The 14287-nt window shown below is 67.9% G+C and carries 13 protein-coding genes; 8 read left to right on the top strand and 5 right to left on the bottom strand.

All coding sequences use genetic code 11. From position 1 onward, the window contains the following. Together QQX04_RS13800 and QQX04_RS13795 are read right to left on the bottom strand one after the other, a co-directional pair. Complete coding sequence (locus QQX04_RS13800; RefSeq protein WP_301130174.1) at positions 1 to 918, bottom strand: carbohydrate kinase family protein; 918 nt, start codon at positions 916 to 918, stop codon at positions 1 to 3. Next, on the bottom strand, positions 915 to 1217 hold the full coding sequence (locus QQX04_RS13795; protein ID WP_301130276.1) for an exodeoxyribonuclease VII small subunit: 303 nt from the start codon (positions 1215 to 1217) through the stop codon (positions 915 to 917). Before QQX04_RS13795 ends, QQX04_RS13800 begins: the two co-directional genes overlap by 4 nt. Positions 1218 to 1283: 66 nt before the next feature. Between QQX04_RS13795 and QQX04_RS13790 the strand changes: the two genes are divergently transcribed. Further along, positions 1284 to 1721, top strand: a complete 438-nt coding sequence (locus QQX04_RS13790) for a hypothetical protein (RefSeq protein ID WP_301130172.1) — start codon at positions 1284 to 1286, stop codon at positions 1719 to 1721. Positions 1722 to 1780: 59 nt separating this feature from the next. Here QQX04_RS13790 and xseA read toward each other — a convergent pair whose 3' ends face one another. Then, positions 1781 to 3100, bottom strand: coding sequence for an exodeoxyribonuclease VII large subunit (gene xseA, locus QQX04_RS13785; protein WP_301130171.1), 1320 nt, complete (start codon positions 3098 to 3100; stop codon positions 1781 to 1783). Here xseA and QQX04_RS13780 point away from each other — a divergent pair. Beyond that, a complete protein-coding gene (locus tag QQX04_RS13780) occupies positions 3090 to 4076 on the top strand; it encodes a 4-hydroxy-3-methylbut-2-enyl diphosphate reductase (protein WP_301130169.1) in 987 nt (328 codons plus the stop codon). The two genes, xseA and QQX04_RS13780, sit on opposite strands and share 11 nt — an antisense overlap. Positions 4077 to 4155: 79 nt before the next feature. On the opposite strand, the gene QQX04_RS13775 is transcribed toward QQX04_RS13780, so the two are convergent. Then, complete coding sequence (locus QQX04_RS13775; protein WP_301130167.1) at positions 4156 to 5445, bottom strand: DNA recombination protein RmuC; 1290 nt, start codon at positions 5443 to 5445, stop codon at positions 4156 to 4158. Positions 5446 to 5720: 275 nt separating this feature from the next. Here QQX04_RS13775 and QQX04_RS13770 point away from each other — a divergent pair, with 275 nt between their 5' ends. The 4 genes from QQX04_RS13770 (at position 5721) to QQX04_RS13755 (ending at position 12006) form a co-directional block, all read left to right on the top strand. After that, positions 5721 to 7529, top strand: coding sequence for an ABC transporter family substrate-binding protein (locus QQX04_RS13770; protein ID WP_301130165.1), 1809 nt, complete (start codon positions 5721 to 5723; stop codon positions 7527 to 7529). 132 nt (positions 7530 to 7661) lie between these two features. Next, positions 7662 to 9188, top strand: coding sequence for an ABC transporter permease (locus QQX04_RS13765; protein ID WP_301130164.1), 1527 nt, complete (start codon positions 7662 to 7664; stop codon positions 9186 to 9188). Positions 9189 to 9199: 11 nt separating this feature from the next. Beyond that, positions 9200 to 10231 (top strand): ABC transporter permease, encoded by a 1032-nt coding sequence (locus QQX04_RS13760; protein ID WP_301130162.1) that lies wholly within the window; start codon positions 9200 to 9202, stop codon positions 10229 to 10231. A 131-nt stretch (positions 10232 to 10362) separates the two neighbouring features. Continuing rightward, a complete protein-coding gene (locus QQX04_RS13755) occupies positions 10363 to 12006 on the top strand; it encodes an ABC transporter ATP-binding protein (protein WP_301130274.1) in 1644 nt (547 codons plus the stop codon). Between the two features lie 169 nt (positions 12007 to 12175). Here QQX04_RS13755 and QQX04_RS13750 read toward each other — a convergent pair whose 3' ends face one another. Further along, positions 12176 to 12349 carry a hypothetical protein gene (locus QQX04_RS13750; protein WP_301130161.1) on the bottom strand — a complete coding sequence of 58 codons (174 nt, stop codon included), beginning with the start codon at positions 12347 to 12349 and terminating at the stop codon, positions 12176 to 12178. A 73-nt stretch (positions 12350 to 12422) separates the two neighbouring features. Between QQX04_RS13750 and ychF the strand changes: the two genes are divergently transcribed. After that, a complete protein-coding gene (gene ychF / locus QQX04_RS13745) occupies positions 12423 to 13508 on the top strand; it encodes a redox-regulated ATPase YchF (protein ID WP_301130159.1) in 1086 nt (361 codons plus the stop codon). 170 nt (positions 13509 to 13678) lie between these two features. Then, positions 13679 to 14176: a hypothetical protein gene (locus tag QQX04_RS13740; RefSeq protein ID WP_301130158.1), complete on the top strand. Its 498-nt coding sequence runs from the start codon at positions 13679 to 13681 to the stop codon at positions 14174 to 14176. The last annotated feature ends 111 nt before the right edge of the window (positions 14177 to 14287 follow it).

Below are 14287 nucleotides of genomic sequence, written 5' to 3'. Positions count from 1 at the left end.
CTAGGCGTCCAGCTCGGGCTTGGACGGCGGGTTCGCCCCCGCACGCGAGACCGTGATCGCCGCGATCCGTGCGCACCGCTCCAGGATCGCCGACACGGTGTCCAGATCCATCGACGCGAGCTGCGACCGCTGGGCGGCGCCGAGGAGGCCCGCCTCCCACACGCCGTCGATCAGGCCGCCCATGAACGAGTCGCCAGCGCCGACGGTGTCCACCACCGCGACGCGCGGGGCGCGCACGTCCACCCGACCCTCCGCTGTCCACGCCGTCGCGCCCTCACCGCCGCGGGTCACCACGACCAACGACGGACCCATCGCCAGCCATCCGAGCAGCACCTGCTCCAGGTCCTCGCCCGGCGCGAGCCACGCGACGTCCTCATCGGACACCTTCACGATGTCCGACAGCGCGACGATCCGCTCCACGGCGACACGCGCCGCCACCGGATCGCCCATCAGGGAGGGGCGCGCATTCGGGTCGTAGCTGATCGTCGAGGTGTCGCGCGCAGCCTCGAGCCTCGCCACGACCGAGGCGCCCCCTGGCTCCAGCACGGCTCCGATCGAGCCCGTATGCACGACCATCGGCTCCGGGCGGGTGCGCGCCTGAGGGCTGAGCGACCACTCGAGCGCGAAGTCATACGTCGCGGCGCCCGTCGCGTCCAGGGTCGCCGTCGCCACCGAGGTGGCCGACGCATCCATCGAGCCCGCGCACAGCGTCACGCCCGACTCCGCGAGGTGATCGCGCACCAGAGCGCCGTCGGCGTCGTCGCCCATCCACGTCAGCAGCTCGGCGTCCCTCCCGAGACGTGCCAAGCCGAGCGCCACGTTCGCAGGTGAACCGCCGGGATGCCGGGCGACCGATCCGTCGGCCGTCACCACCACATCCACCAGGGCCTCACCGATCACCAGCGCGTGACCGCTCATGCGTCGTCCTCCTCCTCGGCCGGAACGATGCCGACCACTCCCGCATCCGCCATGTCCGCCTCACCGCGGACCGTCGAGATGCGCTCCTTCGCGCCGTCGAGGAGCTCCTGGCATCGCGCCGCGAGAGCCTCACCTCGCTCCCACAGGCCGAGGGACTCCTCAAGGGTCGCCTCACCCGCCTCGAGCTTGGCGACGATCATGATCAGCTCGTCCCGCGCGTCTTCATAGGTCATACCGGCAACATCGTCGCTATTGTTCGACACGAGGCCACCGTAGCGCGTCGAGGAGGACCGCTCCAGGGACCTCCATGACCGACGCCCGCGCACCGTGCGGGCTGCCGACCACGACTCACAACGGGGTGAGAGATGTTCAGCGACAAGCACTCGCAGGAGACCGCGCTCGCAAGCCTGAAGAACACGTTGGATGCGGGCGTGTCCCAGGCCGACCTGGCGCGGCTGGCGAACAGCGAGGAGGCGCTGGTCCGGGCGACCGTGGCCGCCCACCCGCACACGTCGGTGCTCGCGCTCCTCCGGCTTGCTGACGATGAGGCCGCGACCGTCCGGGCTGGCGTCGCCCGCAACCCGCGACCCGACGTGCCCGAGGACATCCACGAGCGTCTCGCGGCCGATCCGCGACCCGAGGTCAAGCTCGCGCTCGCGGGGAACCCCGCGATCTCGCGTGCCGTGCTCGACAGGCTCGCGCGCAGCCGTGACAGGGACGTCGCCTTCGTGGCACGGAGCCGCGTGGCGGAGCAGGGCGGCGCCCGAGGGCTGATCGCGAAGATGTCGATCCCGCGGGGGTGACGTCAGCCGTGCGGAGTCGTCACCGGCGGTGAGGCGCCTCCGGGCAGGGCCAGGAGCCGTCAGGCGTCCTCCAGGTCCACATCCACGTCGTCCACCGACGCGATGAAGGTGCCGCGCGCCACGCGGACGAGCAGCTGGTCGCCAGGATCCAGCAGCTCGGCGTCTCGCACGACCGCGCCCTCCGCGTCGCGCACCACGGCATAGCCACGATCCAGCGTCGACTGCGGGCTGAGCGCGCGCAGGCTGGCCGCGAGCTCGCGCGTCGTCGCGTCGGCAGTGCTCAGCACGTCAACGAGCGCACGACCGCACGCCCGATGCAGCGCCTCGAGCCGGTCGCGATGCGGGTCGAGCATGCGGCCCGGATGCGCCATGACCGGACGGGTGCGGAACGTGGCGAGGCCGCGGGCCTCCCGATCGAGCCGCGAGGTCACCGCTGTGCGGATCCGCTCGCGGGCGCCGCTGACCTGGAGAAGCTCCTGGGCGGCATCGGGCACGATGCGCTTGCCGGCGTCCGTCGGCGTCGACGCACGCCAGTCCGCGACGAGGTCCAGCAGCGGCGAGTCCTTCTCGTGCCCGATCGCGCTCACGAGCGGTGTGACGATCTCCGCGGCCGCACGCACCATTCCCTCGTCGCTGAAAGGCAGGAGGTCCTCGAGCGCGCCGCCCCCGCGGGCCACGACGATCACGTCCACGTCGGGGTGCGAATCCAGCTCACGCATCGCGCCGACCACCTCGGGGACCGCGCGCGGACCCTGGACCGTGACGCGCCTGATCTCGAAGCGCACCGCGGGCCAACGGCGCTGCGCGTTCTCGACGACGTCGTGCTCGGCGTCGCCCTGCGTCGCGCACACGAGGCCGACCACCCGAGGCATGAAGGGAAGCGGGATCTTGCGCTCGACGGCGAAGAGCCCCTCCGCATCCAGTGCCGACTTCAGCATCTCGATGCGTGCGAGCAGGTCGCCCAGCCCGACGGTCCTGACCTCCTTGCCGCGCATCTGAAGGGACCCGGTCTTGGTCCACCACTGCGGCTTCGCATGGACGACCACCCGCGCGCCGTCCTCGAGCGGCACCCCCAGCGCCTCCACCGCGGCGGCGGGCAGGGTCGCGCCGAGGGACATGTTCTCCTCGGTGTCGCGCAGCGTGAGGAAGACGAGGTCGCGCCAGCGCTTGACCCCCAGCACCTGGCCTTCGACCCAGACGGGCGACATCCTGGCGATGTACTCGCCGATCTTGGGGGAGAGGTGGCGGACTGGCCACGGGCGGTCCGGGCCGGTCTCCGCCGCGGTCCCGGGAAGGGTCGCGGGGCTCTGCTCGTTGTCCCCTGGGAAGCCGTCAGCGCCGCTCACGGCCACCAGCCTGCCACGTAGGATGAGGAGCATGCCCGCCACCACCACCAAGAAGGTCCTGCTCGCCGCGCCGCGAGGCTACTGCGCCGGAGTCGACCGCGCGGTGATCGCCGTCGAGAAGGCTCTCGAGCTGCACGGTTCGCCCATCTATGTGCGCAAGGAGATCGTCCACAACAAGTACGTCGTGGAGACGCTCACCGAGCGCGGCGCGATCTTCGTGGACGAGACGGACGAGGTGCCGGAGGGTGCCCGCGTGGTGTTCTCGGCGCACGGGGTCTCGCCGGCGGTGCGCGAGTCCGCCGATTCCAGGAACCTGCTGACGATCGACGCGACGTGCCCGCTCGTGACGAAGGTCCACAAGGAGGCCGTCCGGTTCGCCAAGTCGGATCAGACGATCCTGCTGATCGGCCACACGGGTCACGAGGAGGTCGAGGGCACCGCGGGCGAGGCGCCTGAGCACACGATCGTCGTGAACTCACCCGACGATGTGGACGACATCGTGGTCCCGGATCCGGACAACGTGGTGTGGCTGTCGCAGACGACCCTGTCGGTGGACGAGACGATGGAGACGGTCCGCCGCCTGCGCGAGCGCTTCCCGAACCTGCAGGATCCGCCCAGCGATGACATCTGCTACGCGACCCAGAACCGCCAGGTGGCGGTGAAGAAGATCGCGCCGCAGGCAGACCTGGTGATCGTGGTCGGGTCGGCGAACTCGTCGAACTCGGTGCGCCTGGTCGAGGTCGCGCTGCAGTCGGGCGCGAACGCCTCCTACCGCATCGATCGTGCGGCGGAGCTCGAGGAGGAGTGGTTCGAGGGTGTCGAGACCGTGGGTGTGACCTCGGGCGCCTCGGTCCCCGAGATCCTGGTGCGTGACGTGCTCGATGCGCTGTCGGCTCGCGGCTACGAGACGGTCGAGGAGGTCCGTACGGCGACGGAGGACCTCATGTTCTCGCTCCCGCGCGAGATCCGGGCCGACCTGAAGGCCAAGGAGGCCGCGGGCCGGGCCTGACCCGGCTGTCTCACGCCCGCTGGCCGGGCCTGACCCGGCTGCGTTTGAGCCGCTCGGTCTCCCTCAGCCGACCGGTCCTTCAGTCGCTCGCGCCTTCCGCGCTCGCGTCGCGAAGCTCAGGGGCGGCGAGCTCTCGAGCGTCGACTGACACCTGCTCCGGCGACTCGAGCGAGGCCTCGAGGTGCTGCATCTCGCCGAACCTCCTGGCAGTCACGAGCACCCGGGACTCGAGCGACGCGACCGTCTGGTTGTAGGCCTTCCCTGCGCTCTCCAGGGAGCGTCCGACCTTGGACAGGTGAGTGCCCATCGTGATGAGCCTGTCGTACAGCTCCTTGCCGGTGGTGAGCACCTGGTGCGCGTTCTGTGCCAGCGCCTCCTCGCGCCAGGCGTGCGCGGCGGTGCGGAGCATCGCGACGAGCGTGGTGGGGGTCGCGATCACGACCTTCTTCGCGAAGGCGTACTCGGGCAGCGCCGGATCCTGCTCCACGGCCGCCTGATAGAAGGCCTCGGACGGCACGAACATGACCACGAACTCCGGTGCGGAGTCGAACTGGTCCCAGTACCGCTTGCCCGCGAGATCGTCGATATGGGTGCGCACGTGGCGTGCGTGGGCCTGGAGCCGTTCGGCCCGGACCCGCTCGTCGTCGGTCTCGAAGGCCTCAAGGAGCGCGACGAGCGCGACCTTGGAGTCGACGACGATCGTCCTGCCGCCCGACAGCCGGACGGTCATGTCCGGGCGGAGGATCCTGCCCTCGCCGTCCCTGACGACCTCCTGCTCCGTGAAGTCCACGTGCGGAAGCATCCCTGCGAGCTCCACCACGCGGCGCAGCTGCACCTCGCCCCAGTTTCCGCGGACGTCGGAGCGGCGCAGGGTGTTGATGAAGTCGTCCGCCTTGCGTGACACCTTCTCGGACGCCTCGAGCATCTGACGCACCTGCTCACCGAGCGCGGCGTTGCCTGCCACCCGCAGGCGCTCCGCCTCAGACGTCTGCCGCCGCACCTCATCCAGCGCCTTGGCCATCGGCTCCACGAGCCTCAGCACCGACTGCTCGCGCCTCTCGAGGTCCGCGCGGCCGGCGTCCCGCTCCCGCTCAAGCCGCTCCTGCGTCGTCCGCAGCAGCGCGTCCTGGCTTGCGCGAAGCGACTCCGCGGAGAGCGCCTGGAACTCCTGACGAAGCGTCTCGTGGTCTCCGCGCACCTGGGCGAGATAGGCCTCATGCGACGCGCGCAGGTCCTGCTCCCGGCGCGCTGCCGCGGACAGCTCCGACTCGAGGCGCGCCACCTTCGCGGCGCTGCGCGAGGAGGCGACGAACCAGCCCAGTGAGAGGCCGACGGTCAGGGCGAGCAGGGCGGTGATCACGATGTCCACGGATCGACTCTCGCACGGCCCTGTGACAATCCTGTCGAGCCTGTCCGTTTTCCTGCGCGAAAGTGCCCATCGCGTCAGAATTCCGCCAAACAAGAACTTCTATGTCACATTTTGGACACGATCAGGTCAGTTCACGTCTCCCGTAACGCGAACGTTACGCACCGCTCCTTACGATTTCGGCCAACGGGGAACCTCCCCGTGACAAGCGTGCGCGCCCTGGAGCGGAACCGACCACGTGCTCCTGGGCGGGTATCGACTACGGAAAGGAGTCGAGTATGAAGCTCGGCGCATGGAGCAAGGGACTGGCGGTCGCAGCTGCGGCCACGCTGTCCCTGGCAGCCTGCTCTGCACAGTCTGCGATCGTGGAGAACACGGCGGTGACGGTGGCATGGAACCAGCCGCTGTACTCGTTCAACTCGTCCACGTCGTCAGGTAACGCCACGGCCAACGCCGTGATCCTGTACCTGACGCAGCAGTCCTTCAACTACTACGACGCCGATCAGCAGCTGATCGACAACGAGGACTTCGGCACCATGGAGCTCGTCTCCGAGGACCCGATGACCGTGAAGTACACGATCAACGATGACGTGACCTGGTCGGACGGCGTCGCTGTCGACACCACCGACCTGCTGCTCAACTGGGCCGCGCTGTCCGGCTACTTCAACGAGGGCGAGCCGGAGTACGACGAGGAGACGGGCGTCATCGTCCCGAGCGACTCGTCGGTGTGGTTCGACTCGGTCGTCTACGGCACCGCGATCTCGGACACCGAGCTCCCGACCATCGACGACGACGGCGCGCTCGAGCTGACCTACACGGTCCCCTCGATCGACTGGCGTCTCAACATGACCGGCGTGGGCGTGCCCGCGCACGTCGTGGCTCAGCGTGCCCTCGGCATCGAGGACGCCGAGGAGGCCAAGCAGGCCGTCTACGACGCGATCATGAACTCGGACACCGAGACCCTGATCCAGCTCGCGAACGTCTGGAACCTCGACTTCGACACCACGGCCATGCCGGCCGAGGCTGACCAGAACATCCTGGTCGGCAACGGTGCGTACGAGGTCACCGACTTCGTCGAGGGCGAGTACATCACCCTCCAGGCGCGTGAGGACTACGCCGCCGGCCCCGCGCCGTCGGTCGAGACCATCACGGTTCGCTACATCACCGACCCGCTCGCCTCGATCCAGGCGATCCAGAACGGTGAGATCTCCATCACCCAGCCGCAGGCGACCTCGGACATCCTCGAGGCTGCTGAGGCGCTCGGCGATGCGGTCACCATCGACAGCGAGCCCGAGGCCGTGTACGAGCACATCGACCTCAACTTCTCCAACGGTGGTCCGTTCGACCCCGCCACCTACGGCGGCGACGCCGAGACGGCGAAGATCGTCCGCCAGGCGTTCATCACCGCGGTGGACGTCAACGAGGTCCTCGACAAGCTGATCATCCCGCTCCAGGCGAACGCCGAGTGGAACCAGTCGCAGGTCTTCCTCCCGGGTGCTCCCGGCTACGACGAGTCGGTCGCCGCGAACGGCTCCGAGGTCTACGGCCAGGGCGACGCTGAGGCTGCGATGGCCATGCTCGAGGAGGCCGGTGTCGAGACGCCGATCGACGTGAACATGCTGTACGCGTCGAACAACACGCGTCGCGTCAACGAGTTCACCCTGTACCAGGCGCAGCTGGCCGAGGCCGGCTTCAACCTGATCGACGGTGGAAACGAGAGCTGGGGCTCGCTCCTGGGCACCCCGGACTACGACGCCTGGTTCTTCGGCTGGCAGTCGACCTCGACGTCCCCGCTGGGCGCCGAGTCGATCTTCCGTTCGGACGGTGGCTCGAACTTCACCGGCTACGCCAACGAGACCGTGGACTCGCTCTACGACGAGCTCTCGACCGAGTTCGACGAGGCCGCGCAGCGCGAGCTGCTCGCCCAGATCGACGCGGAGCTGTGGAACGACGCCTACGGCATCACCATCTTCCAGTTCCCGGGCGTCACGGTGTACGACTCCGAGATGACCGGTGTGTCGACGAGCCCGCTCTCGCCGACCATCTTCTGGAACTACTGGGAGTGGGGCATCCCGGCCGCGGAGTAATCCAGGCCAACCTGCGGCCGCGGGGGACGACCTTCCTCGCGGCCGCAGGACCCACGCAGTGACGGGGCCGCCGCACGTTGTACCCTTGTGCGGCGGTCCCCTCCGCTGTCCCGCACCGAAATCACGGAACCTATGACCCGCTTCATTTTCAAGCGGCTCGGCATCGCCCTCGGCGTGCTGCTGGCCGCGACATATCTCTTCTTCCTCCTCGCGGCGAACGCAGGTGACCCCCTGGAAGACCTCCGGGCGTCGAACCAGCAGAACCGTGAGGAGCTCATCGCGGCTCGCACTGCTGAGCTGAACCTCGACGTCCCCGTCCCCGTGCGCTACTTCTACTGGGCAGCCGACGCGGTCACCGGTGACCTCGGCACGGACTACAGGACCGGCCAGGAAGTCACCGAGATGATCGGCAAGGCGTCGGGCCAGACGCTCAAGCTGATCGGATTCTCCTCGGTCGCCGCGATCGTCCTCGGCGTGATGATCGGTGTGATCTCCGCCTTGCGGCAGTACACAGGCTTCGACTACGGCGTGACCGTGGTCAACTTCCTCCTCTACTCGCTGCCTTCGTTCTGGGTGGCGGTGCTCCTGAAGCAATGGGGAGCGATCGGCTTCAACGACTTCCTCGCGGACCCGACGATCCCACCCTTGGCGCTGCTGATCATCGGTGGCGTCCTCGGCGTGGTGGTCGGTGCCGCCGTCGGCGGCGCGTGGAAGAGCCGCCTCATCGTCGGCGGAACGACCGCGGTCCTCACCATGGCCGTGCTCGCGTTCATGTCGTGGAGCGGCTGGTTCCTCGACCCGAGCCTCGGCCCGGTGGTGATCCTCATCCTCGGCGTGGGCTTCGCGCTCGCGGTGACGTTCCTGGCGGCTGGTCTGAACAACCGCAAGGCGCTCTACACCTCGCTCGTGATGGCCGCCGTCGGCGGCATCGCCTGGTGGCCCATGCAGATGGCCTTCGGCTACACCGACGGCCTTGTCGCCTTCATCCAGCTGATCGGCTTCATCGTCGCGGGATACGTCGTCGGTCTGCTCTTCCGTGGACCGGACAAGAAGATCTCCGCCCGCGTCGGCGCGATCACCGGTGGCCTCGTCTACGGCCTGCTGTGGCTCGACTACCTGATGAGCTGGTGGCTTCCCTACACGGAGACCTCCACCATCAACGGCCGACCCATCGCGACCGTCGGCTCGAGCACCCCGCAGCTCGCCGACAACACGAACTACTGGGTCGGCACGATCGACACCTACACCCACATGATCCTTCCGATCATGGCGATCATCCTGATCTCGCTCGCGGGCTACACGCGCTACATGCGTGGCTCGATGCTCGAGGTGATGAACCTGGACTACATCCGCACCGCGCGCGCCAAGGGTCTGCCCGAGCGCACGGTCGTGATGCGTCACGGCTTCCGCAACGCGCTGATCCCGCTCGCGACGATCATCCCCGTGGACCTTGCCAGCCTCATCGGCGGTGCGGTCATCACGGAGACCGTCTTCGGGTGGAACGGCATGGGCAAGCTCTTCGTGACGGCGCTCCGTGAGGTCAACACCAACGTCCTCATGGGCTACTTCCTCGTCACGGGCGTGCTGCTCGTCATCGGAAACATGATCGCTGACATCCTCTACGCGGTCCTCGACCCGAGAATCCGGGTGGACGCATGAGCGAGAACACCATGACTGAGAACACTGACAAGCCCGACGAGACCGAGGGCCTCTCCATCGGTCGCATCGTCTGGGGGCGCTTCGTCCGGCACAAGGCCGCGATGGTCTCGGCCGTCGTCCTCGCCTTCACGGTGATCCTTGTGTTCACCTCGATCGGCGTGGGTGCACTTCCCGGCTGGTGGAAGTGGGGCCCGAACGACAGGTCCGACCTGGTCAACCCCAAGGGCGCGCCCACCATGGGCTTCGAGAACGGCTCGTTCCAGATCGGCGAGCACCCGTTCGGCCAGGACGAGATCGGTCGAGACATCTTCGCCCGCGTCATGCAGGGCGCCCAGGTGTCCGTGCTCGTGATGGTGATCATGGGCGTCGTCGCCACCACGCTCGGTGTCATCATCGGCGCCTACGCCGGCTACTACCGCGGCTGGGTGGACAACGTCCTCATGCGTATGACCGAGGTGGTCATCGCCATCCCGACGCTCGTCGTCACCGCGGTCGTCGGCCGCATGCTGTCCGACAGGACCGTGGTGCTCGGCCCGATCGAGATCACGACCAAGGATCCATGGGTCTTCGGTCTCGTGCTCGGCCTGCTTCTCTGGCCAGGCCTCGCGCGTCTGGTGCGCGCCGAGTACCTGTCGCTGCGCGAGCGCGAGTTCGTGGATGCAGCCAAGGTCGCCGGCGCCGAGGACCGCTCGATCATGTTCCGGCACATCCTGCCGAACGCGATGGGCGTTATCATCGTCAACGCGACGCTGCTCATGGCCGCCGCGACGATCCTCGAGGCATCGCTGTCCTTCCTCGGCTTCGGAATCCAGGCGCCCAACGTGTCGCTGGGAACCCTCATCAGCCAGTACAGCAGCTCCTTCCAGGTGCGTCCGTGGCTGTTCTGGTGGCCGGGTCTGTTCATCATCACCTTCGCGCTGACCATCAACCTGATCGGTGACGGCCTGCGCGACGCCTTCGACCCGCGCCAGAAGCGCATCCCGAAGGCGCGCGAGCTCGCCAAGCGTGCCGCGACCAAGCAGGAGTCGGAGGTGGGCTCGTGACCCCGCGCCGTGACAAGTCCGGTGAGACACCGGAGACGACCGAGGCCGTAACGCCTGCCGTCGAGACCGAGGCGGACGCCACGGTTGAGACAGTTCCCGACGAGCTGCCCGTCGAGGGCGTCGGCCACCAGGTGAAGCCTGGTGACCTCGTGCTCGACGTGGACGGCCTGCACGTCGACTTCTACGTCGAGGGCGAGTGGGTCCCCGCCGCGATCGACCTGAAGTACCAGGTCAAGGCGGGCGAGGTCCTCGCGATCGTGGGTGAGTCCGGCTCCGGCAAGACTCAGTCGTCCATGGCGATGATCGGTCTGCTGCCGCGCAACGGGCGCCACTACGGCTCCGCGAAGCTGAACGGCACCGAGCTCGTGGGCATGTCGCAGCGTGCGCTGTCGCGTGTCCGTGGCCCGCAGGTCGGCGTCATCTTCCAGGAGCCGATGACGGCGATGAACCCCGTCTACACGGTGGGCTTCCAGATCGTCGAGACCCTGCGTCAGCACACCGACCTCGGCCCCCACGAGGCGAAGGAGCGCGCGATCGAGCTGCTCCGCCTGGTGGAGATCCCCGAGCCCGAACGTCGCTTCGAGTCCTACCCGCACCAGCTCTCCGGTGGTCAGCGCCAGCGCGCGATGATCGCGCAGGCGCTCGCCTGCGACCCGGCGCTGCTGTTCGCCGACGAGCCGACCACGGCTCTCGACGTGACGGTGCAGGCGGAGATCCTCGAGCTGATCCGCGATCTCAAGCACCGCATCCACGCCGGCATCGTGCTCATCACGCACGACATGGGCGTGGTGGCGGACATGGCCGACCGCATCCTCGTGATGAAGGACGGCCGCGTGGTCGAGGAGGGCGCTTCGGGCGACATCTTCACCAACCCGAAGCACGACTACACGAAGGCGCTGCTCAGCGCGGTGCCGCACCTCGGCGCCTCGCTCGACAGCAAGAACGAGCAGCGCATCCCCGAGGACGCTCCGCTCGTGCTCGAGGCCAAGAACCTCGTCATCGAGTACCCGCGCAACGGGTCGACGCCGGCGTTCCGTGCGGTGCACGGCATCGACCTCACGATCCGCAAGGGCGAGATGGTCGCGCTGGTGGGCGAGTCCGGCTCGGGCAAGACGACCGTCGGCCGTTGCGCCGTCGGCCTGCTGCCCGTGCACGACGGTTCGCTCGTGGTCAACGACACCGACATGCACGGCATCTCCAGGCACGACCTGGCGCAGCTGCGCAAGTCGTTCTCGATCGTCTTCCAGGACCCGGGCTCGTCGCTCAACCCGCGCTGGCCCATCGGTCAGTCCGTCGGTGAGCCGCTGGTGCTCGCGGGCTGGAAGAAGGACCGCGTCACCGCTCGCGTCAACGAGCTGCTGGACCAGGTCGAGATCCCTCGCGCCTACCGCAACCGCTACCCGCACGAGCTCTCGGGCGGTCAGCGTCAGCGCATCGGTATCGCACGTGCGCTGGCGCTCGAGCCCAAGCTGCTGATCGCTGACGAGCCGACCTCGGCTCTCGATGTGTCGGTGCAGGCGCGCGTGCTGGAGATCTTCGCGGACCTTCAGGACAAGCACGGCTTCGGCTGCCTCTTCGTCAGCCACGACCTCGCGGTCGTGGAGCAGCTCTCGGACCGTATCGCGGTGATGCGTCAGGGCGAGATCGTCGAGCAGGGCACCACCCGGCAGATCATCTCGAACCCGCAGCACGAGTACACGCAGAAGCTGATCGCCGCGGTTCCGGTTCCGGACCCGTTCGAGCAGACGCGCCGACGCGAGTCCGCTGGGCTGTAGCGACGCACAGGCGAGAGGCGGGTCCCGGGGTTCCGGGGCCCGCCTTCGTCGTTCCTGCGGGCGCCCGGCGTGCCGCGCCGCGCCCGCCCGCCCGCCCAGTGCGCGCTGGTAGCCGTTGAGTGCTGGCAATCGAGCGCTTTTCAGCACTCAGTGACTACTAGTGCGCCGACTATTCGTCGTCGAACGGCTCCAGGTCGTCGAGCGAGGGGATCTCCACGCCGTCGGGCGGGGGCGGGGGCAGAGGCGCGCCTGCGATGGGGGCGGGCGCGGGCAGGATCTTCTCGCGCTCCAACTCTTCCTTGGCGCGCCCCAGTCCTGGGGCGAAGATCTCCTCGAAGCTCATGCGGTCAGGATAGGCGCGCGCCCGGGACTGTGGCTGAGCCGCGCACACGCACACGCCGGTAGACTTGTCGCCCGTGGCTCTCACTATCGGAATCGTCGGACTGCCCAACGTCGGCAAGTCCACCCTGTTCAACGCTCTGACCCGTGCCGAGGTGCTCGCGGCGAACTATCCGTTCGCGACGATCGAGCCCAACGTCGGCGTCGTCCCGCTGCCCGATGCCCGTCTGGGCAAGCTGGCGGAGATCTTCCACTCGGAGCGTGAGCTGCCCGCCACCGTGTCCTTCGTGGACATCGCGGGCATCGTGAAGGGCGCCTCCGAGGGTGAGGGCCTGGGCAACGCGTTCCTCGCGAACATCCGTGAGGCGGACGCTATCTGCCAGGTGACCCGAGCCTTCTCCGACACGGACGTCACCCGTGTCGAGGGCTCGGTCGACGAGGCCGGCGACCTGGAGACGATCTCCACCGAGCTCATCCTCGCCGACCTGCAGACCATCGAGAAGGTCGTGCCCCGGCTCGAGAAGGAGGTGCGCGCCAAGAAGGCGTCAGCCGACTTCCTCAACGCGGTGCTGGAGGCCAAGGAGATCCTCGAAGCCGGCCAGACGCTGTTCGCGGGCGCTCCCGTCGCCGGTCTCGACCTCGCGGAGCTCAAGGAGCTGAACCTCCTCACCACGAAGCCGTTCATCTACGTCTTCAACACGGACGACGCTGGCCTCCTGGACGAGGACAAGAAGGCCGAGCTGGAGGCGCTCGTCGCGCCCGCGAAGGCGATCTTCATGGATGCCAAGTTCGAGTCCGAGCTCATCGAGCTGGACGAGGAGGAGGCGCGCGAGATGCTCGAGTCGACCGGCCAGACCGAGTCCGGCCTGGACCAGCTCGCGCACATCGGCTTCGACACGCTCGGCCTCCAGACCTACCTCACCGCAGGCCCGAAGGAGGCCCGCGCGTGGACGATCCGCAAGGGCTGGACCGCGCCGCAGGCTGCTGGCGTCATCCACACCGACTTCGAGAAGGGCTTCATCAAGGCCGAGGTCGTCTCGTTCGACCACCTCGTCGAGGCCGGCTCCATGGCAGAGGCGAAGGCCAAGGGCTGGGTCCGCATGGAGGGCAAGGACTACGTCATGGTCGACGGCGACGTGGTGGAGTTCCGCTTCAATGTGTAGTCGCCGTCTAACATCTGAGCGCAGCGCGCAACCATCCAGGTCGATCTTCTCGGTCTGAGGCTGTGGGGTCCGGGGGCAATGGAGCAGTAGGTCTGCACGGTGCAACCTACGCTCAATCGTGACAATTGCAGTCTTGATACCCGCGTTGCGCCGAGCGCATGATGGCCCCCATGGGGGCGAAGACACAGACCGGCAGAGGCGTCACCCTCGCGGCTCTGGCCATGGCGCTGACGGTGGTAGTGGCCGCGTTGTTGTGGCCCACGATCAGCGCGGGGTTCACGGCTCAGTCGGACGCGGGTCCCGCTGGTGATGAGGTCGCGACGATCGTGTACCCCGAGGACGCGCCGGTTGCCGGCGTCGGCGTCGCCGGTGACCTGCAGTTCGCTGACGGTTGCGTGTACATCGACACAGGTGAGTCCATGACCTCCGAGGAGAACGGCGTCACTGTCAAGGTCGGCAATCCTTTGATCTTGATGCTCCCGGAGGGCGGCTTCACCTATGACGGCACATCACTGACGATCACCCGTTTCGCCAGGACCGAGACCTACGAGGACGGCGACCACCTGGAGGCTGGCGGAAACGCGCGCGTGTTGTCCAACCTCAACGTGGAACACACGGTGCCAACCGCATGTTCGGGCGACGGTGTGCTACTCGTCCTCGACTGGTAGCTTGACCTGCCGCACTCAGCTCACTCAACCCGGCGACTGGCTGTTCATCGTGGGGACGCCCAGACGTTATTCGGCTACGGAATGCGGTGGAGTTCAGATTCAATGTGTAGC

The sequence above is a fragment of the Demequina zhanjiangensis genome, from assembly GCF_030418315.1.
Lineage (GTDB): Bacteria > Actinomycetota > Actinomycetes > Actinomycetales > Demequinaceae > Demequina > Demequina zhanjiangensis.
This window is presented reverse-complemented; position numbering and strand designations above follow the sequence as displayed.

Coding starts and splice junctions, on each gene's coding strand:
- QQX04_RS13800 (WP_301130174.1), bottom strand. CDS start 918: ATGAGCGGTCACGCGCTGGTGATCGGTGAGGCCCTGGTGGATGTGGTG.
- QQX04_RS13790 (WP_301130172.1), top strand. CDS start 1,284: ATGTTCAGCGACAAGCACTCGCAGGAGACCGCGCTCGCAAGCCTGAAG.
- QQX04_RS13780 (WP_301130169.1), top strand. CDS start 3,090: ATGAGGAGCATGCCCGCCACCACCACCAAGAAGGTCCTGCTCGCCGCG.
- xseA (WP_301130171.1), bottom strand. CDS start 3,100: ATGCTCCTCATCCTACGTGGCAGGCTGGTGGCCGTGAGCGGCGCTGAC.
- QQX04_RS13770 (WP_301130165.1), top strand. CDS start 5,721: ATGAAGCTCGGCGCATGGAGCAAGGGACTGGCGGTCGCAGCTGCGGCC.
- QQX04_RS13765 (WP_301130164.1), top strand. CDS start 7,662: ATGACCCGCTTCATTTTCAAGCGGCTCGGCATCGCCCTCGGCGTGCTG.
- QQX04_RS13760 (WP_301130162.1), top strand. CDS start 9,200: ATGACTGAGAACACTGACAAGCCCGACGAGACCGAGGGCCTCTCCATC.
- QQX04_RS13750 (WP_301130161.1), bottom strand. CDS start 12,349: ATGAGCTTCGAGGAGATCTTCGCCCCAGGACTGGGGCGCGCCAAGGAA.
- QQX04_RS13740 (WP_301130158.1), top strand. CDS start 13,679: ATGGGGGCGAAGACACAGACCGGCAGAGGCGTCACCCTCGCGGCTCTG.